This is a genomic window from Bacillus sp. V3-13, from assembly GCF_002860165.1.
Taxonomy (GTDB): domain Bacteria; phylum Bacillota; class Bacilli; order Bacillales; family Cytobacillaceae; genus Bacillus_BJ.
In genome coordinates this window covers 13,078-34,832 of sequence record NZ_PGUZ01000031.1, presented here as the reverse complement: position 1 = coordinate 34,832, position 21,755 = coordinate 13,078, and the positions used below count along the sequence as shown (strand labels likewise).

The 21,755-nt window shown below is 42.3% G+C and carries 19 protein-coding genes; 14 read left to right on the top strand and 5 right to left on the bottom strand.

All coding sequences use genetic code 11. The features are described from left to right. The first annotated feature begins 233 nt into the window (after positions 1-233). The 3 genes from CU633_RS12455 (at position 234) to CU633_RS12445 (ending at position 4,637) form a co-directional block, all read left to right on the top strand. A complete protein-coding gene (locus tag CU633_RS12455) occupies positions 234-1,829 on the top strand; it encodes a M28 family peptidase (RefSeq protein WP_257958703.1) in 1,596 nt (531 codons plus the stop codon). Between the two features lie 69 nt (positions 1,830-1,898). Next, positions 1,899-3,260 carry an amidase gene (locus CU633_RS12450; RefSeq protein ID WP_101660912.1) on the top strand — a complete coding sequence of 454 codons (1,362 nt, stop codon included), beginning with the start codon at positions 1,899-1,901 and terminating at the stop codon, positions 3,258-3,260. Between the two features lie 198 nt (positions 3,261-3,458). Next, positions 3,459-4,637, top strand: a complete 1,179-nt coding sequence (locus tag CU633_RS12445; protein ID WP_101660911.1) for a CapA family protein — start codon at positions 3,459-3,461, stop codon at positions 4,635-4,637. A 126-nt stretch (positions 4,638-4,763) separates the two neighbouring features. Here the strand turns inward: CU633_RS12445 and CU633_RS12440 are convergent, their stop codons facing one another. The 3 genes from CU633_RS12440 to CU633_RS12430 all read right to left on the bottom strand — a co-directional run bounded on the left by CU633_RS12440 (position 4,764) and on the right by CU633_RS12430 (position 7,975). Further along, a complete protein-coding gene (locus tag CU633_RS12440; protein ID WP_101660910.1) occupies positions 4,764-6,023 on the bottom strand; it encodes an MFS transporter in 1,260 nt (419 codons plus the stop codon). A gap of 289 nt (positions 6,024-6,312) precedes the next feature. Continuing rightward, the gene (locus CU633_RS12435; protein WP_101660979.1) at positions 6,313-7,185 is read right to left on the bottom strand and encodes a Cof-type HAD-IIB family hydrolase; all 873 of its coding nucleotides are present in this window, start codon (positions 7,183-7,185) and stop codon (positions 6,313-6,315) included. A gap of 4 nt (positions 7,186-7,189) precedes the next feature. Continuing rightward, complete coding sequence (locus CU633_RS12430; protein ID WP_101660909.1) at positions 7,190-7,975, bottom strand: DeoR/GlpR family DNA-binding transcription regulator; 786 nt, start codon at positions 7,973-7,975, stop codon at positions 7,190-7,192. Positions 7,976-8,276: 301 nt separating this feature from the next. Here CU633_RS12430 and CU633_RS12420 point away from each other — a divergent pair, with 301 nt between their 5' ends. The 7 genes from CU633_RS12420 to CU633_RS12390 all read left to right on the top strand — a co-directional run bounded on the left by CU633_RS12420 (position 8,277) and on the right by CU633_RS12390 (position 15,284). Further along, positions 8,277-8,651: a hypothetical protein gene (locus CU633_RS12420; protein WP_101660907.1), complete on the top strand. Its 375-nt coding sequence runs from the start codon at positions 8,277-8,279 to the stop codon at positions 8,649-8,651. Positions 8,652-8,869: 218 nt separating this feature from the next. Then, the gene (locus tag CU633_RS12415; RefSeq protein ID WP_308314754.1) at positions 8,870-9,712 is read left to right on the top strand and encodes a DeoR/GlpR family DNA-binding transcription regulator; all 843 of its coding nucleotides are present in this window, start codon (positions 8,870-8,872) and stop codon (positions 9,710-9,712) included. Positions 9,713-9,977: 265 nt separating this feature from the next. Then, the gene (locus CU633_RS12410) at positions 9,978-10,811 is read left to right on the top strand and encodes a carbohydrate ABC transporter permease (RefSeq protein ID WP_101660977.1); all 834 of its coding nucleotides are present in this window, start codon (positions 9,978-9,980) and stop codon (positions 10,809-10,811) included. Between the two features lie 14 nt (positions 10,812-10,825). Beyond that, positions 10,826-11,731, top strand: a complete 906-nt coding sequence (locus CU633_RS12405) for a carbohydrate ABC transporter permease (RefSeq protein ID WP_308314753.1) — start codon at positions 10,826-10,828, stop codon at positions 11,729-11,731. 25 nt (positions 11,732-11,756) lie between these two features. Beyond that, positions 11,757-13,055 (top strand): ABC transporter substrate-binding protein, encoded by a 1,299-nt coding sequence (locus CU633_RS12400; protein WP_101660906.1) that lies wholly within the window; start codon positions 11,757-11,759, stop codon positions 13,053-13,055. After that, on the top strand, positions 13,055-14,569 hold the full coding sequence (locus CU633_RS12395) for a CehA/McbA family metallohydrolase (RefSeq protein WP_101660905.1): 1,515 nt from the start codon (positions 13,055-13,057) through the stop codon (positions 14,567-14,569). The genes CU633_RS12400 and CU633_RS12395 overlap by 1 nt, the downstream gene beginning before the upstream one ends. Next, positions 14,559-15,284 (top strand): HAD family hydrolase, encoded by a 726-nt coding sequence (locus CU633_RS12390; RefSeq protein WP_180954953.1) that lies wholly within the window; start codon positions 14,559-14,561, stop codon positions 15,282-15,284. Before CU633_RS12395 ends, CU633_RS12390 begins: the two co-directional genes overlap by 11 nt. A gap of 207 nt (positions 15,285-15,491) precedes the next feature. Here CU633_RS12390 and CU633_RS12385 read toward each other — a convergent pair whose 3' ends face one another. Further along, on the bottom strand, positions 15,492-16,427 hold the full coding sequence (locus CU633_RS12385; protein WP_101660903.1) for an amidohydrolase family protein: 936 nt from the start codon (positions 16,425-16,427) through the stop codon (positions 15,492-15,494). A gap of 41 nt (positions 16,428-16,468) precedes the next feature. Next, positions 16,469-17,248 (bottom strand): IclR family transcriptional regulator, encoded by a 780-nt coding sequence (locus CU633_RS12380; RefSeq protein ID WP_101660902.1) that lies wholly within the window; start codon positions 17,246-17,248, stop codon positions 16,469-16,471. 287 nt (positions 17,249-17,535) lie between these two features. Between CU633_RS12380 and CU633_RS12375 the strand changes: the two genes are divergently transcribed. The 4 genes from CU633_RS12375 to dmpG are packed head-to-tail and all read left to right on the top strand — an operon-like array spanning position 17,536 to position 21,744. Further along, complete coding sequence (locus CU633_RS12375; RefSeq protein WP_101660901.1) at positions 17,536-18,999, top strand: aldehyde dehydrogenase; 1,464 nt, start codon at positions 17,536-17,538, stop codon at positions 18,997-18,999. 18 nt (positions 19,000-19,017) lie between these two features. Further along, positions 19,018-19,794, top strand: coding sequence for a 2-keto-4-pentenoate hydratase (locus tag CU633_RS12370; protein ID WP_101660900.1), 777 nt, complete (start codon positions 19,018-19,020; stop codon positions 19,792-19,794). Positions 19,795-19,813: 19 nt separating this feature from the next. Beyond that, positions 19,814-20,698 (top strand): acetaldehyde dehydrogenase (acetylating), encoded by an 885-nt coding sequence (locus CU633_RS12365; protein WP_101660899.1) that lies wholly within the window; start codon positions 19,814-19,816, stop codon positions 20,696-20,698. Positions 20,699-20,718: 20 nt separating this feature from the next. After that, positions 20,719-21,744 carry a 4-hydroxy-2-oxovalerate aldolase gene (gene dmpG, locus CU633_RS12360; protein WP_101660975.1) on the top strand — a complete coding sequence of 342 codons (1,026 nt, stop codon included), beginning with the start codon at positions 20,719-20,721 and terminating at the stop codon, positions 21,742-21,744. Positions 21,745-21,755 lie beyond the last annotated feature (11 nt).

Below are 21,755 nucleotides of genomic sequence, written 5' to 3'. Positions count from 1 at the left end.
GAATTGGCATACTTCTTGCATGGATAATTGTATAAAACATTTTTTTAGGAAGGGGAATTATTTATATGACAACAGCATTAAATCATGCCGTCGAAAAAAGCTTAATTGAAGAGATTAGTACCGAGGTGCCAAAAGCCGTCCTTGACAAATTTATCACATTGGTTCGGGAATCTGGCAGTGAGGATGAGAAAATTGCGGCCGGATTCCTTACAGATCATTTAGAAAAATGGGGGGTGCCGCATAAACTACATCAGCCTGAATTATATCTTAGCGTCCCCAAAAGTGCTTATTTAAAAGTAACTGCCCCATTTGAAAAAGAATTTCGGGTCAAAACGCCAGCATTTTCTGTGATTACTGGTAATGAAGCCGTTAGCGGAGAACTTGTTTATATCTCTACAGGCTATGCCAAAGGAATTAATGATATTTTTGGCACGAAAGTAGAAGACAATGTTGGGGATCTCGAAGGGAAAATTGTTCTCACTGAAGGATACCCTATGCCAGGAAAAGTGCAGGAATTTGCAGAAAAGGGAGTAAATGCAATGATTTTTATCAGCCCGGGCAAGAATATTCACGAGGGAATTTGTACGACCATTTGGGGTGCACCTGATCTTGATAATATGAATAACGAACCGAAAATTCCAGTCCTGGCAATCAATAAACCAGATGGAGATGAGCTTAAAACATTAAGTGAAAATGAAACAGTTACAGTTGAATTTAAGACTTTCCTGGAAAAGGGCTGGTTTACTTGTCCGGTCATCGATATTTTCATTGAAGGTACGGAAGAACCTGAAAAATACGTTCTTTTACACGGACATATAGATTCCTGGCACGAAGGAATCGGTGATAATGCCACTGGTAACGCTGCATTACTGGAAATGGCACGGATCTTCTATAAGCACCGCGACAAGTTAAAAAGAAGTGTCCGAATTGCTGTTTGGCCCGGACATTCAACAGGCAGGTATGCAGGTTCAACGTGGTTTGTGGATCAATTTGGATTAGATTTAGAAAAAAATTGTATCGCGCAAGTCAATTGCGACTCTCCAGGATGCCGATGGGCAACCTCTTATGAGTATATGATGTGGATGAGTGAGGTTGATGACTTCTGTACCGATGTAGTCAAAGATGCAGTAGGTCTTCCTTCAAAGGGCACGAGACCTCTTCGCGCAGGCGATTATTCATTTAATAATATTGGTATTACTTCATTCTTTATGCTTTCATCAAGTATTCCTGAGGATATCTTAAAAGAAAAGGGTTACTATCCGGTTGGAGGGTGTGGAGCAAACATCGAATGGCATACAGAAGAAGATTTAATGCATGTAGCTGATTTAGATGTTTTAGTAAAAGACATTAAAGTGTATATTACAGGTGTTTTGCGTGCTGTAAATACTCCAATTCATCCATTTAATTTTGTTCATACGGCAGAAGAGTTTAACAAAACTATTCAATCTTATCAAGATGCAGCCGGCTCCCATTTTGATTTCTCTCCTGCGTTACAGGAAGTTGTAGCCCTTCGTGAAGACTTACTATCATTCTATGAAAAAGCAGAAGGTCTAAAGGAATTAGATGTATCCGAACCAAGAGTGAAAGCTACAAATGAGGTAATTGAAAAACTGGCAAGAATTTTAGTTCCGATCAATTTTTCAAAAAAGGGGAAGTTCTGGCATGATCCAGCATTAAATGTTCCTGCTCTTCCAGACATTGCACCAGCAGTAAACTTCAATCATGTTGAAGCAGGTTCACATGAATACAAGGTTCTAAAAACGCATTTAAGACGTGGTCAAAATCGCGTTATATGGGCATTGCAGCAAGCGCGAGAATTACTGATTTAAACAGAAAACGGATTGGAGTGTTAGAATTCTGCTAACACTCCTCAATTAAGAAAATTAAGGAGGAACATTATGGCCGTTAAAAGTGGGGAAGATCTATTATTTAAATCAATAGAAGAAATCGGCGCGTTATATCGAAATAAAGAGGTTTCTCCTATAGAGGTTACAGAAGCGACTTTGGATCGCTTGAATGAATTGGAGCCCAAATTAAATGCCTTTATAACTGTAATGGCTGAAGAGGCTTTGCAGCAGGCGAAGGAGGCTGAGAAGACTTTTATTAAAGGTGAAACAGCAGGGAAGCTATATGGAGTTCCTGTGTCGATCAAGGATATTTTCATGACCAAAGGAATCAAAACAACACTCGGTTCACGCATCCTTAAAGACTATGTACCGCAAGAGGATTCTTACCTCTATAAGAAATTTAAAGAAGCTGGCGCTATCATATTTGGCAAAACGAATATGCTTGAATTTGCCTATGGCTTCGTTCATCCGGATTATGGACAATGCAATAATCCTTGGGACTTAAACAGAACCTCAGGGGGCTCCAGTACAGGCTCAGCAGCATCTGTAGCCGCAGGGATCGGCTTTGCATCGATTGGCACTGATACTGGCGGATCGATCCGTCTGCCGTCGGCATTTTGCGGTGTAGTCGGATTAAAGCCTACCTACGATCGAGTCTCACGGAACGGCTTATTCCACCTTTCACATTCGTTGGATCATATTGGTCCCATAACGAGAACGGTCCGAGACAATGCCATTGTATTAGAAAGTATTTCTTCCAATCCGGTAAGCTATGATTCCATTTTTAATGGCTCAATTGAAGGGATGAAAATCGGGGTCATACGTACATTAACCGATTTGTTCACTCACCAGGAAGTCAGTAAATTAGTAGATTCTGCAGTCAACCAGCTTTCTGATTTAGGGGCGAAAGTATCTGATGTTACCATTCCGGGAATTGATAAAATCGCTGAAATTGCCTTTCCGATTCTTCTGTCTGAAGGCGCATCTTACCTGAAGAAGTGGTACCCAGACAGGGCAGCGGATTTTGCAGAAGGAACCCTTCAAAACCTAAAGGGCGGCTTTGACGTTAAGGCAGTCAGTTACTTAGAAGCGCTGGAAAAGAAAAGGCTATTTGCCGAGAAGATGAATACGATATTCGACAGTTTTGATATTTTAGTTTGCCCTACTGCTCCTTGCCCAGCAACCTACCGCGATCCTTCATTTGATGATACTACATATGATTTCACACAAAGAACGATTCCCTTTAATGTATCCGGAAACCCGGCATTAACAGTATCAGCTGGCCTAACACCATCCGAGAATCTTCCTGTTGGGCTTCAATTAGTTGGGCGCTATTTTGATGAAGCGAGTATTTATCGAGTTGCCGACGCTTTTCAAATAGCCACCGGAGGCTACAAACGGCCACCACTATAATACTTTTGCGCCCATGGGAATCAATAGTTGAGGAGGTGATAAAAAGGATATTGCCATGAAAAATGACATGTACCAGAACAGAATAAGTTTGTGATTTATAATTTTTTTTCGGCAGGTAAGATCAAGCTGTGTAAAGATTCCTTTAGTCAGAATAGTTGAAATCAAAGAATGTAAAAAATAACGCTGGAGGTGGAAGTTATGGCATCAGCCATAAAACTTGTTGCTGTAGGTGATATTACTCTTTCTCAAAAACCAGGAGATAAACTTTTCAGGACTTTATGGGATTCCGCGGATGTGCGGATAGGGAACTTGGAATCGCCTTTGGTTGATACACCGGGGGCACCCGCAGACAAGGAATTTCGACTACAACAATCAATCGAAGCGGGAGAATGGTTAAAACTATTGAATCCCACAGTTGTTTCAATTGCCAACAATCATACAATGGATTGGGGACCAGAGGGACTCTATCAAACATGTGATGAATTAAATAGAATTAATGTAAAGTATTCAGGTGGAGGCAGAAATGTTGATGAAGCAATCAAGCCTGTTTACTTTGAAGCAGAAAATTATAAAATAGCGTTCCTGTCCTGGGCAACAACTCTGGCACCGGGATTTCAGGCATTGGAAAACCGCCCTGGTATAGCGGGTGTAAGGGTCCAGACATTTTATGAAATACAACCGAGCCTTGATGCCGAGCAGCCTGGAACACCTCCATACATCAAAACCCAGCCGCGTGAAGAAGACCTACTATTGCTGGAAAAGACGATAAAACAAGCTCATCAAGAAGCAGATTTTGTGATACTAGCTCTCCACTGGGGAGTACCTCCTCAATGGTGTGTACCATATCAAGGATTTATTGCAGAATATCAGCCTATCATTGCGCAGCGTGCTGCAGATGCTGGTGTTGACATCATTATTGGGCATCATGCACATGCTCCATATGGGATGGAGTCATTCTCATGCAAGGATGATAAAGGAAACCATAAAGAGGTACCCGTTCTTTACAGTTTGGGGAACTACATATCTCATTATGAGTACTCCAGAGTAGGGCTGGATATGTCGTCATGCACAATGCCTCATTTCCCGCCAAGTCTGCCTGAAAACCGCCAAAGCTGCCTGGCAGAAATTCAATTAACGTCCTCCGATGGGAGACTTAAAGTGGACCGCTTGAAAATTCAACCTGCCGTTATTAATAAAATGGGTGAAGCAATAGAAACAACTGCCGAAGAAAGTTTAGCAATTGCGAACCGGCTGAATGAATTTTCAAATCAGCGTGGAACATCAACATATATTGAAGATACGAATGTAGTATGGGAGCAGAGCAAAGAAATATTGTTAAAGAGGAATGCAAGCAACTTGGAGACCACAGTCCAATAACTAACTTTTGAAAAGTCCCTTTAAATAAATCTTAAAGAGGATCTGTAGAAAAAAGGTTTGTCCTGCTATTCATAAAACTTTAACTAAAATAAACTTAGAAGCGATAGTCGACAACTATCGCTTCTATTATCTATTTTGCGGTACTTTTGGCAGCAGAGCACTAAGTGTTCCTGCCACAACCAACAGCACAAATGCAATCAAAAACGAAAACTGATAGCTGTTTGTTTGGTCGAACAAGACTCCCGGGATGAACGAACCTAAAGCAGCACCCAGCTGGTGGCTCATGAACAGCCATCCTGTAAGCAAGCCGACAGATTGTCCTTTAAAGTATTCAGACAGCAATTTAATCGTGGGAGGCACGGTTGCAAAATCAACCAAGCCAAAGGAAATGGCAAAGACAAATAACAAAACGGGATAGTCGAGAAAGAGCCTCATAAGCCCGGGATCACTTGAAAATATGATCAGGAACACGATCGTTGCAGCACGGGCAAAATAAAGGAATACCAAGATTTTTTTGTTGCTCCAGCGATCTGCGAGAATTCCGGAGACCAGTGTTCCGAAAATATTAAAAGCAGCCAATGTGCTGACAGCAGCGCCTGTTACGGCAGGCGTGAAGCCACAAAACTGGGCAAACGGAATGAGATGTGTATCCATCAAACCGGTTGTTGTCACTCCGCAAATGAAAAACGGGATTAGTAGAAACCAAAATTTCCGGTTTGCCAGATTTGGCTTACCTGCAGGCTTTTGTTTTACTTTTAATGAACTTGTATTGATGAAATTTTCATATCCCAACGCGGTCAGGCCAGATTTAGATGGTTCTGACTTTAGGAAAATAGCAAGAATAGGACAGATAACGAGGATCAGGAACAAACCTAAAATCAGGACCGTCCATTTCCAGCCGAAAGCATTAATTAAAAGTAATGAACTGGGGACGATCACCATTTGTCCGGCGCCAAAACCCGCTTCGACCAATCCCAATGCCAACCCTTGCTTTTTCAAAAACCACTTCGTCACAGCGACGGAAGCCGTTACGCCAGAAGCTCCGCCAAAACCAAGAGAAGCGATAATTCCGTACAAAACAAATAGCTGCCAGACAGAAGTGACAAAGAAGCTTAACAGAGTCGCGGCACCTACAATAAAGGTACTGATAACAAAAACTTTTCTGACTCCCAGTTTGTCAATCAGCCTCCCAACAATAGGTTGAGAAATTGCGAAAACTAGAAAACTAACAAACGATATCGCTGAAACAGTCCCCCGATTGGTAGAGAAGTAATCTTCCCATGACTCCATAAAAGCCCCAAACGAGAAGCGCACTCCTTGTGCGGCCAAAACCCCGATAAAAGAAACCGCAAGGATGATACAGGCATAATGTATTTTTTTATCCATCAGAAAAGTCCTCTCTGTATCTCTCAGTTTTTTTATGATAACCCATTTACGACCAATCAGTAAAATTGAAAATATGACCTTATTTTTGAATTTAGAAAATTGAGGTTTTTAAAGTCGGGTTATGAAACATAGAAAAGCAGTGAGTTACGCAAAACTCACTGCTTTTCAACCAATCATATCTTATCTTAAGAAAAACTTCTTCCCCGTCAACAGAGAACTTTTCCATCTCTTCAGTTTCTGCATAATGAAGGCGGATCGACTAAATATATAGACTGTATTTAGAAAAAAATCACGAAACAGATTCAGTATTCCGAATCAAAGAATAAATGAAATGGGCAACCCCGTCTTCAGCGTTGGAAAGGGTCACTTCATCACAAACATCTTTAATTTGTTGATGGGCGTTCCCCATTGCCGCGCTTCTCCCTGCAATTTTGAACATTGATAAATCATTGAAGCTGTCGCCTACGGCGGCTGTATCTTTTAGATGGATATTTAATTTATTGGCTAGAATTTTAAGGGCAATTCCCTTTGAAGCATCAATATGTTCTAATTCGAAATTATGGTCGGCGGAAGACACAAGCGTCAAGTCCTTCAAAGACTCGAATTTCGCCCGGCCTCTTTTCAGTTTCGCCAAATCAAACGAAAAGGCAAGGATATTATATATATCTACGTTTGAATCAACAAGATCCTTGTATGATGTGATAGAAGAAAAACCAGTTTGGCTGAATTGCTTCTTGGCGGCATCCTCGAGCACCTGGACATCTATATCAGGGTTGGCGGATAGAACTCTGTCCATTTCAATCGCCAGCAGCTCCCGTCCATTTTGTGGAGTGAAAATCGCATCATTACTGAAAACTTCATAATAAAAATCTTCTTGCTCAAGCCAGCTTAGTATATCTATTGTATCTTGTTTGTTGATTGACACAGAATGAAAGAGATTTCCGTCAGGTTGATGGATGGTTGCTCCATTTGCACCGATAATCCAGGTTTTTACCCCGGTATCCTTAAAGATGGTTTGGACGTCAAAATGGGCCCGCCCTGTCGCAACAACCACTTCTATGCCCTTTGATTGTGCGTATTTAATCGATTCCAAATTCTTTTCGCTAACCAGGTTTTCTTTATTTAACAAAGTACCATCCAAATCGACAGCAATTAATTTCACCATTTTAGTCATCTCCCTCTTCGTCTTCATCTTCATGAGGCGTTAACAGTTCAACATTGTATTTGCTTAATAAGTCCCTAAAGGGCTTTGGCGGGGTTTTATCCGTAATTAACAAATCAATATCTTCAAGACCGGCAAACCTGTAGAAATCAGTGATCCCTAATTTTGTATGGTCGGCTAACACAATAACCTGGTCAGCCTGCTGCATCATTTTCCGTTTTACTCCCCCATCTTCTTCATGGGCAATGGTTAAGCCTTTTTCCGATATGCCTACCACCCCGATAAATGCTTTATCAACATGATACTCCGAGAGTTTCTCAATTACTGACGCCCCGTACAGGAAGCGGTGCTCCTTTTGCAGTGCTCCGCCTAACAGCTGGATATTAACGCTTTGGTTGAAAGATAAAATATCAGCCTGGTTAATGGAATTCGTGATGATTGTGCACTCAATATTTCCAAGATGTTCAGCACAGGCCTGCACGGTGGTTGAGGCATCCAGTATCACCCGGTCATGGGGATAAATTAAGGAGGCTGCTTTTTGTCCGATCACGTTTTTTTCTTCAGACACCATTTTAAGCCGGCTGGTATAGTTCTTTACTGCATGATTCGATGTGGGCAGAATAGCTCCGCCCCGGGTGCGTACAATCGCCTTTTCTTCTTCAAGCTTGACAATATCCCTTCTGGCTGTATCTCGTGAAACCTGGAAGAGGGAACAAATTTGTTCAACAGAAATTCGTTTGTTCGTTTTTAGGAATTCCAAAATGGCCACTAAGCGTTCCTCTTGGTACAAAAAAAGACCCACCTGCCTTTATTTAAGTATTTATAAGTAATTATATACTAATATTAAGTATTTTCAATTATTTATAAGTAATTATAAGTGGACAATTGTAATCGAACAGTAGCACGTAATTTGTTGCTTGCCTTCGCCATCAAAAATATTTACTGGCGCACCGTTTACTCAGGGGATCCGCTGTTCAGTTTACTGGAGATGATTTTCATAAAGATAAAGATTTTAAACGGAAAACTATTAAAATCAAATCAGCTTCATCCGGAAATGGTGTATAATGGTGCCTGGGAGGTGAAATCAATCAATGGCAGATAAAAGACTAGAAAAAATCGAAGAAATGCTCACAAATTTGATCACGATGGTAGGAGGAGTGCGTTCAGAGCAACAAAGTATGAAAGAAGATCAAGCTTCCATCAGAGAGGAACTTGTCCTCATGAGAGAAGATCAAGCAGCCATGAAAACTGAAATAACCACTATTAAAGAAGATCAAGCAGCCATGAAAACTGAAATAACCGCTATTAAAGAAGATCAAGCAGCGATGAGAACGGAAATGGATGAGCGCCATCGAGAGATAATGGTTAAACTTAATGAAATGAAAGCCGATCAGGATTACACCTGGCAGATAGCAGTTGGCAATCAAAGAGAAATTGTGAAATTGAAGCAGCGATTCAAGTCGTAACTGTTATCATCATTAACAATTTTAGATTTTAAATTAAATTTGCGTTTCACTGTTTGCAGACAGGAATTTCTTATGTAACACCTTCTTTAAACCTTTATCACCACTGCACCTGCCTGGATTGCACATAATTCCTCATTTATTTTACATCCACTCTATTTATTTGGTGCCTGACCCCCGCTGCGTTAATGCTTTAAAGCAGCGGGGGTCAGGCACCTTTTTTGGTAAAACTTCTTGTGATTTTGTGGGAATATGTGTTATTTATAAAATATAACATTCACAAAAAGTTGGTGAGAATATTGTTAATGCATGACCGTCACGAAAAAATCATGGATCTGTTAGGTAAAAATAAATCGTTAAAAGTATCTTTGATCACTAGCATGTTTGGCGTTTCTACTGAAACAGTGCGCAGAGATTTGGAGTATTTAGAGAAGGAAGGGTATTTACGGCGGGTACGTGGCGGGGCTGTACTGGATGATATAAACAGTAAAGAAATGAACTTTACTTTGCGGGAAACGAAGAACATCGACGAAAAGAGGGAAATTGCTGAAATTGCTAAACGTTTCGTATCAGAAGGGCAATCAATTGCATTAGACGTTAGTACAACAAACACGGAGTTTGCTAAGGCGTTAAAGGGGGAGTTTCAGCGCCTTACCGTATTAACTAATTCTTTGGTTATTGCAAACGAATTGGCTGATATGCCTCATTACACTATTATTATGCCTGGAGGCGTCCTTCGAAATGAAGAATTATGCATGGTGGGGCATATGGCAGGGGAGTTCTTTAAAGACTTTCATATTGATACATTCTTTATGAGTATAAGCGGCATCTCCTTAACAGAAGGATTGACAGATTATGGGATCGGGGAATACCAGGTGAAAATGAAGATGCTTGAGAGCTCCAGAAACTGTATTGTTTTAGCAGACAGCAGCAAATTTGATGTTGCTTCCCTTTTAAAAGTTTGTCATTTTGATAGAATCGACCGCATTATTTCCGATTCGAAGTTATCAAATAAGGTGCTTCAAAAGTATGCAAAAGAAGGAATTGAAATTGTAAATAAATAAATGGAGCACTAGTCCAGAGAGGAAAAAGCTCATGAAGCTTTCCCTCTCTTTTTTTTTGGTTAAAGTTGTAAAAATGAGGGAATGATTGTTTTTTTACATATAAATCACAATAATTTACTGTCTATTAATAATTAATTAACAATGTTTGTGTACTATTGTGGAGAAATGAGTGAAAATGTGATAAAAAATGATAATTTGTTGGATTTTGGAGGTGGTTTAGTTGCTGAAGAGTAAATATAAACAAATTCTTACAATCTTACTGTTTATGTTGCCTGCTCTTATACTCTTATTGGTATTTTGGTTTATTCCAATGGCAGTATCACTATTTATTAGTTTTACGGACTGGGATTATATAAGTCCAACATTTTCATTTGTCGGGTTGGAAAACTATAGCAGTTTGTTTACAGACAAAGAATTTTACAAGGTACTTTTAAATACTCTGTCCTTTGCGGTATTTACAGTAGTACCCATAATGGCAATTGGACTGGGACTAGCTTTAGCACTAAATAAAAAGGTAGCAGGCAGTACAGTTTACAAAGCAATTTTATTTTCGCCCTGGGTAACTCCGATGGTGGCAGTTTCCATTGTTTGGTCATGGATTTTCCAACCGGAAGTCGGACTTCTCAACTTTCTTCTTTCCGCCTTGGGATTACCAAAAATAGATTGGCTCGGAAGTTCTACATGGGCCATGCCCGCAGTAATTATTGTAACGGTGTGGAAAGGGATCGGCTGGGTTATGATTTTCTATTTAGAAGCACTGCAGCGCGTACCTGTTGATTTGTATGAGTCGGCATCAATCGATGGGGCGCCAAGGTGGAGAAGATTTCGTTATATAACCCTTCCGATGATTTCTCCAACCACGTTTTTTTTATTGATTGTAACTACAATCGATGCGTTACAAGCCTATGACCAGATTCAAGTTTTAACTCAAGGTGGTCCGGCAGGGAGTACAAGAACGCTGCTTTATATGTACTATCAGCTGGCATTTGAACAGTTCAATATGGGGCAGGCAACAGCGGCTGCAACGCTATTAGTACTGATAACTGCTTTATTGTCAGCGATTCAGTTCTTGACTTCTAAACGTTGGGTTCATTACTAAAAAAGAGAAAGCAGGTGACAAAGTTGGACGAGGTTGTTGTTGCGGCAAAAGAAGAGTCTCCTAAACTTCAGATAAGAGAAGCACTTACATTTTCAAAAATGATGAAAATAACAGTACGTCATATTTTATTAATCTTATTCAGTGTGATAACGGCATTCCCGTTTTTATGGATGCTGGTAAGTGCTATTAAAACAACTGACGAAATCTGGAAGTTTCCGCCTTCTATCTGGCCTGCAAAGCCACAGTGGCAAAATTTTATTGAGGCCTGGAACAGCGCCCCTTTTGGATTGTATATGTTCAACAGTATGTTTACTGCAACTGCCATTGTGTTGTTTCAAATTATTAGCGCAGCTATGATGGCCTATGCTTTAACTCAATTCCGATTTAAAGGCCAAAAGATGTTCTTTGCTCTTATTTTGGCGGTGTATATGCTGCCTGCGGCGGCAACATATGTACCAAGTTATGTGATTTTATCAAAACTTAATATGCTTGACAGCTATCAAGGAATGATTATTTCAAACGCAGTCAGTGTTTTCGGTATCTTCTTTATCCGGCAAGCATTTTTACAGGTGCCAGCAGAAATGGTTGAAGCGGCAAAGGTTGACGGTGCGAGTCATTGGACTGTTCTTTGGAAGGTTTTATTTCCACTGACAAAGTCTTCGTTTTTAACATTTAGCTTAATAAGCTTTGTGCAAATGTTTAATAACTATCTCTGGCCTTCGTTAATCTTGAAAAGCCAGGATAAATTTTTGATTACGATTGGACTTCGCCAATTCTTCATTGAAGGCGGGGCATATGGAATTAAGTGGCCTTTAGTGATGGCAGCAAACGTATTCGCGGTTGCTCCGCTTCTGCTGCTGTTCTTTGTCGCGCAAAAATGGTTTATCAAGGGAATAAATGATCGCGGTGTTAAAGGTTAAAAACATTTAACGGAGGATGAGAACCATGAAGAAAAACTTTTTGAAAAAGGCGATGCTGGCTTGTGCATCAGGAATTATGTCGTTATCTCTATTAGCGGGGTGCGCGAACGAAGAGACCACAAACAGCAATGGTCCGGTTGAAATTGAATTCTGGTACGGACTTGGCGGCAAATTGGGAGAAAATATGCAAGAAAAAATTGAGAAATTCAATAAATCCCAGGATGAAGTAATTGTGAAGGGAGTAGCGCAAGCAGATTATACGGAAACGTATCAAAAGCTGCAAGCAGCAAGTGCTTCAGGGCAAACACCCGCAGTGGCTCTTTTAGAGCATGCAACTGCAAATGCTTTGGCAAACAAACAAGTATTAGCTCCTCTTGACTCTTTCATTGAGAAAGATCAGGAATCAAACGTTGAGGATTTTATACCTACATTTTTAGATTTAGGAAAAGCAAATGATAAACAGTATGCATTACCGGCTTATGGCACAACACAAGTACTTTATTATCGAAAAGACATGCTTGAAAAAGCAGGGATTGATCCTGCTGCCTTAAATACCTGGGAATCATTAGGGGAAGCAGCTAAAAAGCTTAAGGAAGAACAAGGAGTGTACGGCTGGGAACCAATGTGGGGAAGCCTAAACTTAATTGATGCTTCGTTGAGTGCCGGAGGAAAAATCTTAAGTAACGATGGCAAAGAAGTAATGATCGATTCAGAGGAATGGGTGAACACATGGGAGTTTTTCCGCAAAGCCATTCATGAAGATAAAACAATGCGTATTCACCACGGTGGACAAGGCTGGGAATATTGGTACAAGACAATTGATGATGTGATGCAGGATCGTGCAGCCGGTTATACAGGCTCAAGCGGGGATCAGGGAGACTTGGACTTTACTAAAATTGCAGCTTATCCGCAGCCAGGCTGGGAGGACCATGAAGCAGCTCCACAGGCAGAGGCACAAATGCTGGTTATTCCTGCAAAAGCGTCAAGTGAACAACAAGAAGCAGCATATAAATGGATGAAATACTTCACAAGCTCTGAAGTTACTGCAGATTGGTCTATGAAAACAGGCTACATCGCCGTGCGCCAATCAGCTACAGAGGTTCCGGCGTATAAAGAGTTTTCACAAAAAAATCCACAAATCCTTGTTCCGCTTGAGCAAGCACAGTATGCAACACCAGGCTTTATTGACCCGACAGGCGGAAAGATTTTAGATGCTCTTTCAAAAGCCGCAGATAAAGTGGAAATTGAAAACATTCCTGCAACCCAAGCGCTAAAAGAAGCGAAAGAGGAAGCACAGAAGGCATTGGATGAGGCTGGGAAATAATGATTAGCACAACATATCAGTTTAAACAAAAAATAAGTAATGAATCTCAGCTCCCTGTCTTTTATCATCATTTTAAACTTACAGAAAACATGAATTGGATTCATTTTGAAGTCGAAACAAGCAGAGCCTGCTGGTTTAGCATGCTTTTATTTGACCCGCATGGAGTTCTGCGTTTGCAATATATGTACGGGAAATCACCTAAAGACGTTATGCTGCATCAAGATGCTCGTTATTCAAGTGCAGCAACACTTCCCGGGCCGCTGCCTTTAGGAGAATGGACATTAGAAGTATATGTAACAGACAAACCGATAAGTGACAAAGTAAAAAAAGAAATGGATTATCAAATTGTGTGCGAAGCGGGCAGCCAAGAGCTGCCCGCCAAAACAACAGATATTGTACGGTTTGGGGCTCATAAGTGGGCTGAGTATGACCCTAATGGACTTGTGTTAAATTCGTATCATTGGGATGAAGCCATCGAAAAGGAAGAAAGGTGGTATAAAGGAGATTTTCATACTCATACGATTTTGTCTGATGGCAGCATGACACAAGAAGCCAATCTGAAAATGGCTAAACAACAGCAGCTCGATTTCTTTGTAGCTACGGACCATAACATGATCTCCACTTCGTGGGCTGAAGGAGAAGCATTAGTGATTCCGGGAGTCGAAATAACTTCGACAAAAGGGCATTGGAACGCTTTGGGTTTAAAGAAATGGATTGACTATCGCCCAAGCAGGAAGGATGGCGGCTTAGAGACCGAGCAAGGGATGAATAACATTTTGAAAGAAGCAAGCGAATCAGGTGCTCTTTGCTCAATGAATCACCCTTTTCTTGTTCCATGGCAGTGGCAAATGGAGCATACACCGCTTTCAGTAATTGATAGCATAGAGATTTGGAATGATCCCACTTTCCGGGCGAATGTCGAGGCAACAGAAAAAGCTCTTCGATTCTGGTCTCATATCTGGAACGAAGGGTATACGATTACAGGAATTGGCGGTTCAGATTCTCACTTGCTGCCAGATGATAGCTATGAGCAGGACGGAGAGCCTTCCTTAATAGGAGATCCTGGAACATATGTCTGGGCAGAACATTTATCCGCCGCTGCGATTTTGGAAAATGTTAAAAAAGGACATGTCTATGTATCCCGTGGCCCTGTTATTGATTTCTCGGCTCAAGTGGGTGAGGCCTTTTATAAAATCGGTGAAGAATTAACAGATGCGATGGACCAAAACGGAAATAAGGCGTTTTGTAAGATCACTTTACAATACGATACAGAAGATATCATGGTCCACTGGATTGAAGACGGGAAAAAGGTTCACGAAGAAAGGGGCCTTTCGTCCAGCTATGAAGTACACTGGAAAGATAACTCCTACCATTGGCTGCGGATAGAAATCCGCTCAATTGATGGGAATCTGCTGGCTTTTACGAATCCTGTTTATTACGGAAGAAAAGAGCCGACCGTTCAGACATGGGGAGAGCTCATGCAACACGCAGGAGGATCTGATTTTGAAAATTAAAGGTGTTTTATTTGACAAAGATGGTACTTTATTAAGATTTGGATCCATTTGGATTAAAGTAATTGAGGACGTAATCGATCATTTACTTGAGATGATTGGTGAAACATGCAATTTAAATCTCAGGAAACAGTTATTTATGTCGATTGGTTTAAGAGACGGAAATGTTGATGAGAAAGGGCATTTGGCAAGTGGGACTTCTTTGGATATTGCTAATGCTTTTCAAGCAGTGCTGCCTAAGGATATACCATTCTTGCATCAGTGGCTTTCGCAGCATCTATTGGAAAAGACGAAAGAATCTATCGAGTATGTACAGCCTGTATGTGATCTTTCTCTCACATTTTCAGCACTAAAGGAAAAAGGAATCGTAATAGGAATTGCTACAGCAGATGACTATGAAACTACAACTCTTTGTTTAGAACATTTAGGCATTAGAAACGAAGTACAATTTCTGGGCACAGCTGATTTATATGAGAAAAAGCCATGTTCTCAAATGGTGGAAAAATTTTGCGAAAAGTTTGGGTTTAAGACGGAAGAAGTCGCTGTCGTCGGAGATACAGTGATTGATTTGCAAACAGCCAAAAACAGTAACGCAGGCTATGGAATAGCCGTACTTTCAGGTGTTGGCTCTGAAGGAGAACTGCAAAAACTCGCTGATTTTGTCATTCCGAGTGTTGAGCACCTTATTAATAAAAATGATAAGTTCATTTGGGATTAAAGAGAGATGTTAGAGTAGGCGATAGCTCTTTCACTGCCTAATATCAACAAGATTTATGAAAAACTTTAACCAGGTGACTGATTCTCTTTTTCCGTTAATTTTAAAAACTCTTGAAATGATTTTTTTAGAAGTGTTGAAAACCTCTTGCTTTTAAAAATTAAGACTCCGCTTTGAGGGTTTTTTCCCTTAAACGGAGTCTTCAATTAGTTAATCCAGCATTAATTGAACGCCTTTTCGATACTTCCCTTCCGGTGGCCATACGCACAGGTCAAACGGAAAATCGGAACCTGGAACAACGCGGTCTTCGCCAACTGTTTTTACTAAAAAGTCCAGGCTGTCCTGATTCCACAGTACGGTGTCATACCAAAAACGTTTTAAATATTCAGATGGATGCGCTTTCAATTTTGTGGAAATGAGTGGCCATTGTTCGTATCCTTTGTTGAGTCTGCCGATTTGATAGGGAAGGAAGCCTCCGCCATGGGCAAACAGGATTTTTACATTCGGGTATTGATCGATTAGGCCGCTTAACAAAAGATCTGTTGCACACACTGTCGTTTCCCATGGTACTCCGATCAAGTTTGGCATCATTCGTCTTTTTAAGCGGGGGTCATCACATAGTAATGGATGGATGAACAGAATCGCTTTTAATCGATTTGCTTCCTGAAACAGCGGTGTGAAAAAGTCATCTGACAGCATATGGTTTGAGAGGCCCGGCCCAATAATCGCCCCTCTTAAGCCAAAATTCATAGCTTGATGCAATTGTTGCGCTGCTTGCTCAGGATCATTCAGTGGAACCGTTCCTAATGCGGAAATTTTCTCAGGTGCGGATTTTGACCAGCGCGCCAGTGCTTGATTATATACACTTGCAATTTCACTCGTGATTTCCGCAGGAAAGTCGTACATAAAGAGCTGGGGAACTGGTGAGACAAGTGAATGAACAACGCCTGCTTTTTCTTGTTCTGCTAAAAAGAGCTGATCATCGATAAAAGATTTCTTTAATTCGAACCCCCATTTTTCATTAACGACTAAAAACTCCTCTTTATTTTCAGCTTCCTTTACCCATTTTGCATTAACAATTTGCTGATTGTCCTTAAGCCAGGTTAGAACTTCTGCCGGGATAAAATGTGTGTGGAAATCATGCATGGCAACCCCGCCTCCTTTTCTGCAAATCTAACATCAATTAATTACTTCCAATATCCCATTCTCGTTGAAATTTCCCTGCCTGCACTGACGACCTTTTTGGCAATCCCCTGCACTTTATGCTGCTGGATTCTTTGCTTCGGCCCAACGACAGATATGGCGGCAATCACCCTGCCTTTATAATCGTAAACCGGTGCGGCAATTGAATTCACCCCTTCGAGAAACTCTTCGATGCTGTAAGCAAAACCGTTCTCCTTTATGTTTTTTAAGTGGGTGCGTAATTTTTGCGGATCTGTAATCGTGTTTTTCGTGAATGATTGCAAACCTTTTTTGATAACGGTTTCAATCGTATTCTCGTTTGAGTACGCAAGCAGCACTTTGCCTGAACTTGTGCAATATAGCGGATTTCTTCTGCCGACATGGGTTAAAAATCTGACCGGATGGTTGCATTCTACTTTTTGCAAGTAAATCACTTCTAAATTATCCATAACGGAAATGTGGGCAGTTTCGCCTATGCTTTCGACAAGCTTGGTCAATACCGGCTGTGATTCGCGGTAGACGTCCATATTGCTGTTGACGATTCCGCTTAACGAAAGAATCGACAGCCCCAGGCGATACTTTTTTGTTTCAGGGTCTTTATAAACAAAGCCTTCACTGGCGAGGGTTGCCATTGTCCTGCTGACCGTACTTTTATTCAGGCCAAGCGCTGATGAAAGGTCACTTATTTTCTTCTCAGGCTCATCCATTGTGAAACTCCGCAAAATACGGAGCGCATTTTTCACGGATGAAAGGTGGCTTTCCTCTTCTTTTTTCAGTGCCAACATAATTCCTCCTTCTAATCCAGTTTCATCATCCACAACATTTTTATTACAGTTGCTGTGTAGTCGAAAATATAACAAAAAATTTTGGTTTGAAAAGAGAATATTTTAAAAATTAAAAAAATATCTCAGCGAAAAGCTTGAATTCATGCAGGTTTGCGCCGGAAAAATCAAAATGAATAAAAATATATCCAGTTTCATATAGAGCAACGATGGCGTTGTGAGCGCAAAAAGGAAGCGTTATCATAATATTGTGAAAATAATAAAAGTGATATTTTGGGAGGCCTGACATCATGCAAGTTGAAACAAGAGTACGAGCAATTAATTGTTTGCATTTTATTAACGGAAGATTTGTAGAATCACACAACCAGAAATCCTTTGAAAATATTAATCCCGCGACAGAAGAAGTATTGGGAACCGTTGCTGAAGGCGGCAAGGAGGAAGTTGATTACGCAGTGGCAGCTGCCAGAAGAGCATTGAACGGGCCGTGGAAAAATACAACGCTAGTAGAGCGTTCAAAAATTCTGCGCCGCATCGGTGATCTGATCCTTGAGAGGCAGGAAGAACTTGCTCATTTAGAGTCTTTGGATACTGGCAAACCATTTTCACTGGCAAATAAGATTGACATCCCCCGGGCGGCTTTTAATTTTCATTTCTTTGCCGATTATATTACATCGATTGGCACAGATGCCTACCAACAGGATGATCAGGCGATTCACTATGCTTACCGCCGTCCCGTTGGTGTCGTTGGGATTATTAAGCCATGGAATCTGCCGTTATTGCTGCTGACCTGGAAACTGGCACCTTGTTTGGGAATGGGGAACACGGCGGTTATTAAGCCGGCGGAATGGACACCGATGACAGCAACAGTCTTGATGGAGATCTGTAAAGAAGCGGGCGTACCGGACGGAGTCGTCAATCTTGTCCACGGATTCGGGCCGAATTCGGCAGGCGGGGCGATTTCCGAACATCCTGATATTGATGCCATTTCATTCATTGGCGAACCCGGAACAGGTTCTGCCATCATGAAAGCGGCGGCAGATTCTTTGAAAAAACTATCGTATGAGCTGGGCGGGAAAAATCCGAATATCATTTTTGCCGATTCCGATTTGGATGAAGTGATTGAAACGACGATTAAATCGAGTTTCATCAATCAAGGCGAAGTTTGCCTGTGTGGCTCGCGCATTTATGTCGAACGTCCCGTCTACGAGGAATTTCTTGAAAAGTTTACGGCCAAAGTGAAAGAGCTAAAAGTAGGCCAGCCGCTTGATGACGATACAAACGTAGGGGCGTTAATCAGCAAAGAACATTATGATCGCGTCAATAGTTATATCGAGATCGCCCGCAATGACGGCGCGACGATCCTCACTGGCGGCAAGCGGCCGGAAGGATTGACAAAAGGGTATTTCCTTGAGCCGACGATTATTACCGGATTGGACCGGAATTCACGCTGTGTCCGTGAAGAGATTTTTGGCCCGGTTGTGACCGTAACGCCGTTCGATATGGAGGAAGAAGTCATTATGCAGGCAAACGATACCCATTTCGGCCTCAGCGCGACGATCTGGACAAATGACTTGAGGCGCGCCCACCGGGTTGCCCACCAAATTGAAGCGGGGATTATTTGGGTCAATACCTGGTTTTTGCGTGACCTGAGAACGCCTTTCGGCGGCATGAAAAACAGCGGCATTGGCAGGACCGGTGGCATGCACAGCATCGATTTTTACTCTGAACTATCCAACATCACCATTAAACTGTAGGAGAGGGGAGTCAGATCATTGGCCAGTAAAATAAACCAATTTGCCGGTCAGCTGGCGGAGGCAGAGATAAACAGGATCGGAATCGCTCCGCTCACTTCGCAGGATCCGGAGCTTACGGTAAAAGAAGCCTATCATATCCAGCTTGAAAACATTCAAAGAAAAGTTAACAAAGGCGATCGGATTGTCGGCAAAAAAATTGGACTGACATCAGTGGCGATGCAAAAGCTGCTTGGCGTTGATGAACCTGATTATGGACATTTATTGGACAGTATGGCTGTCGAAAATCAAGGTGTCATTTCGATTGAAAAAGTTCTTCAGCCTAAAGTGGAAGCAGAAATCGCCTTTATTTTAAAGAAAGAACTAAAAGGGCCCAATGTCACAACCCTTGATGTTCTCCAGGCAACAGACTATATCGTCCCGGCTCTTGAAATTGTTGACAGCCGGATTAAGGACTGGAAGATTAAGCTTCCAGATACGATTGCCGATAATGCCTCATCCGGTTTCTATGTGCTTGGCGGCAAGACGGCCAAGATCGATGAGGTCAACCTTGAATTGCTTGGCATGGTGCTGACGAAAAATGGTGAAATCGTCAACACGGGTGTTGGGGCAGCTGCTCTTGGGAACCCCGCCACTTGTGTTGCGTGGCTGGCGAATCGCTTAGCCGATTTTGACATTCCGCTTCGAGCGGGCGAAGTGATTTTATCAGGTGCTTTGTCCGCTGCGGTTGAAGCCCGGGCAGGAGACCGGTTTACAGCAAGATTTGCCCATATCGGAGACGTGACTGTGAATTTTTAAAGAAAGGAAAGGGTGCCATATGAGCAGAGTTAAAGTGGCTGTACTAGGTTCTGGAAACATTGGAACCGATTTGATGTTAAAGCTCGGGAGGTCGGAGCTGCTGGAACTGACAACCGTGATTGGAATAGATGCTGATTCGGATGGATTGAAAAAAGCCAGGCAATTAGGATACGAAACAATAGATACTGGGATTAAAGGATTTTTGGAAAGGCCGGATCTTGCCGAGATCGTCTTTGATGCGACCTCGGCCAAGGCGCATATCAGGCATGCGAAATTACTGCGCGAAGCGGGGAAACAGGTGCTCGATTTAACGCCGGCCGCAGTTGGCCCGTTCGTCGTTCCGTCTGTCAATATCAATGAACACTTGGATGCGAATAATATCAACTTGATTACATGCGGGGGACAGGCGACAATTCCGATCGTCCACGCGATCCATCGGGTCCAGGCGGTCGAGTATGCCGAGATTGTGGCGACGATTTCGAGCAGGAGTGCCGGGCCGGGTACGAGGGCCAATATTGACGAATTCACGCAAACAACGGCCCGCGGCATTGAAAAAATTGGCGGCGCTAAAAAAGGAAAAGCGATTATCATCCTGAACCCGGCGGAACCGCCGATTATTATGAGAGATACGGTTCATGCTCTGGTAGAAGGCGTTGATGCGGATGAAGAGCGGATCACTGCATCGATCAGGGAAATGGAAAAGCAGGTTCAGTCGTATGTGCCGGGCTACAGATTGAGGCAAGACCCAATTTTTGACGGCAACCGGGTCACTGTTTTTATTGAAGTGAAAGGTGCCGGGGATTACCTGCCGAAGTATTCAGGCAACCTCGACATTATGACAGCTGCGTCTGTAAAGGTTGCAGAAGAATGGGCGAAGCACAGGATTTCACAGGCGGTTGTTTAAGGAAGGGGATGAGTGGAGGAATGAATTCAACAAGAGACGTATTCATTACCGAAGTGGCGTTAAGGGATGGCAGCCATGCGGTCAGGCACCAATTCACAGTCGACCAGGTTACAAAAGTGGCAAAGGGCCTTGATGAAGCAAATGTGCCTTATATTGAAGTGACCCATGGCGATGGTTTGGGCGGATCTTCTTTACAATACGGACTGTCATTGACGAACGAAATGGAATTGATCGAAGCTGCAGCGGCGACAGTCAAGAATGCAAAAATTTCTGTACTGCTATTGCCGGGGATCGGCACAATGCCTGAATTAAAGGAGGCGGCCCGGCTGGGGGCGAAAATGGCAAGGGTCGCCACCCATGTGACCGAAGCGGATGTCGCCCCGCAGCATATTGCTTTAGCCAAAGACCTCGGGCTTGAAACGGTCGGATTTTTAATGATGTCGCATATGGCGCCAACAGAAAAGCTGGTCGAGCAAGCGAAATTAATGGAGAGCTATGGAGCAGATACAGTCTATGTTGTTGACTCTGCCGGAGCCCTTTTGCCGCATGAAGTGAAGGAACGAATCAGGGCGCTAAAAAATAGTTTATCGATTCATATCGGATTTCACGGACATAACAATCTGTCTTTAGCCATGGCAAACACCCTCGCCGCGATCGAAGAGGGGGCAACGAGAATCGACGGCAGCATTCGCTGCCTGGGAGCCGGCGCCGGCAACACGCAAACGGAAGTTTTGGTGGCCGTTCTTGAAAAGTTGGGAATTAACACAGGAATCGACATTTACAAGATGATGGACATTGCCGAAGATTTAGTGGCACCAATTTTAGAAAAACCGCAGGAAATCACAAAAGACAGCCTTGTTCTCGGCTATGCCGGAGTTTATTCAAGCTTCTTGCTGCATGCGCAACGGGCGGCGAAAAGGTTTGGCATTGACTCTCGTGATGTTTTAATCGAGCTCGGCAAACAAAATGTCGTCGGCGGCCAGGAGGACATGATCATCGATGTCGCGGCAGATATCTCGAGAAGAAAGCTTGGCGTTCGTGTGTAAAGAGGAGGAAA

Bases quoted from the DNA above. Each gene is read 5' to 3' on its own strand.
- CU633_RS12385 (WP_101660903.1), bottom strand. From the start codon at position 16,427: ATGCATGATTTCCACACACATTTTATCCCGGCAGAAGTTCTAACCTGG.
- CU633_RS12420 (WP_101660907.1), top strand. From the start codon at position 8,277: ATGGCAGATAAAAGACTAGAAAAAATCGAAGAAATGCTCACAAATTTG.
- CU633_RS12375 (WP_101660901.1), top strand. From the start codon at position 17,536: ATGCAAGTTGAAACAAGAGTACGAGCAATTAATTGTTTGCATTTTATT.
- dmpG (WP_101660975.1), top strand. From the start codon at position 20,719: ATGAATTCAACAAGAGACGTATTCATTACCGAAGTGGCGTTAAGGGAT.
- CU633_RS12440 (WP_101660910.1), bottom strand. From the start codon at position 6,023: ATGGATAAAAAAATACATTATGCCTGTATCATCCTTGCGGTTTCTTTT.
- CU633_RS12380 (WP_101660902.1), bottom strand. From the start codon at position 17,248: ATGTTGGCACTGAAAAAAGAAGAGGAAAGCCACCTTTCATCCGTGAAA.
- CU633_RS12450 (WP_101660912.1), top strand. From the start codon at position 1,899: ATGGCCGTTAAAAGTGGGGAAGATCTATTATTTAAATCAATAGAAGAA.
- CU633_RS12445 (WP_101660911.1), top strand. From the start codon at position 3,459: ATGGCATCAGCCATAAAACTTGTTGCTGTAGGTGATATTACTCTTTCT.
- CU633_RS12410 (WP_101660977.1), top strand. From the start codon at position 9,978: ATGTTGCCTGCTCTTATACTCTTATTGGTATTTTGGTTTATTCCAATG.
- CU633_RS12365 (WP_101660899.1), top strand. From the start codon at position 19,814: ATGAGCAGAGTTAAAGTGGCTGTACTAGGTTCTGGAAACATTGGAACC.
- CU633_RS12395 (WP_101660905.1), top strand. From the start codon at position 13,055: ATGATTAGCACAACATATCAGTTTAAACAAAAAATAAGTAATGAATCT.
- CU633_RS12400 (WP_101660906.1), top strand. From the start codon at position 11,757: ATGAAGAAAAACTTTTTGAAAAAGGCGATGCTGGCTTGTGCATCAGGA.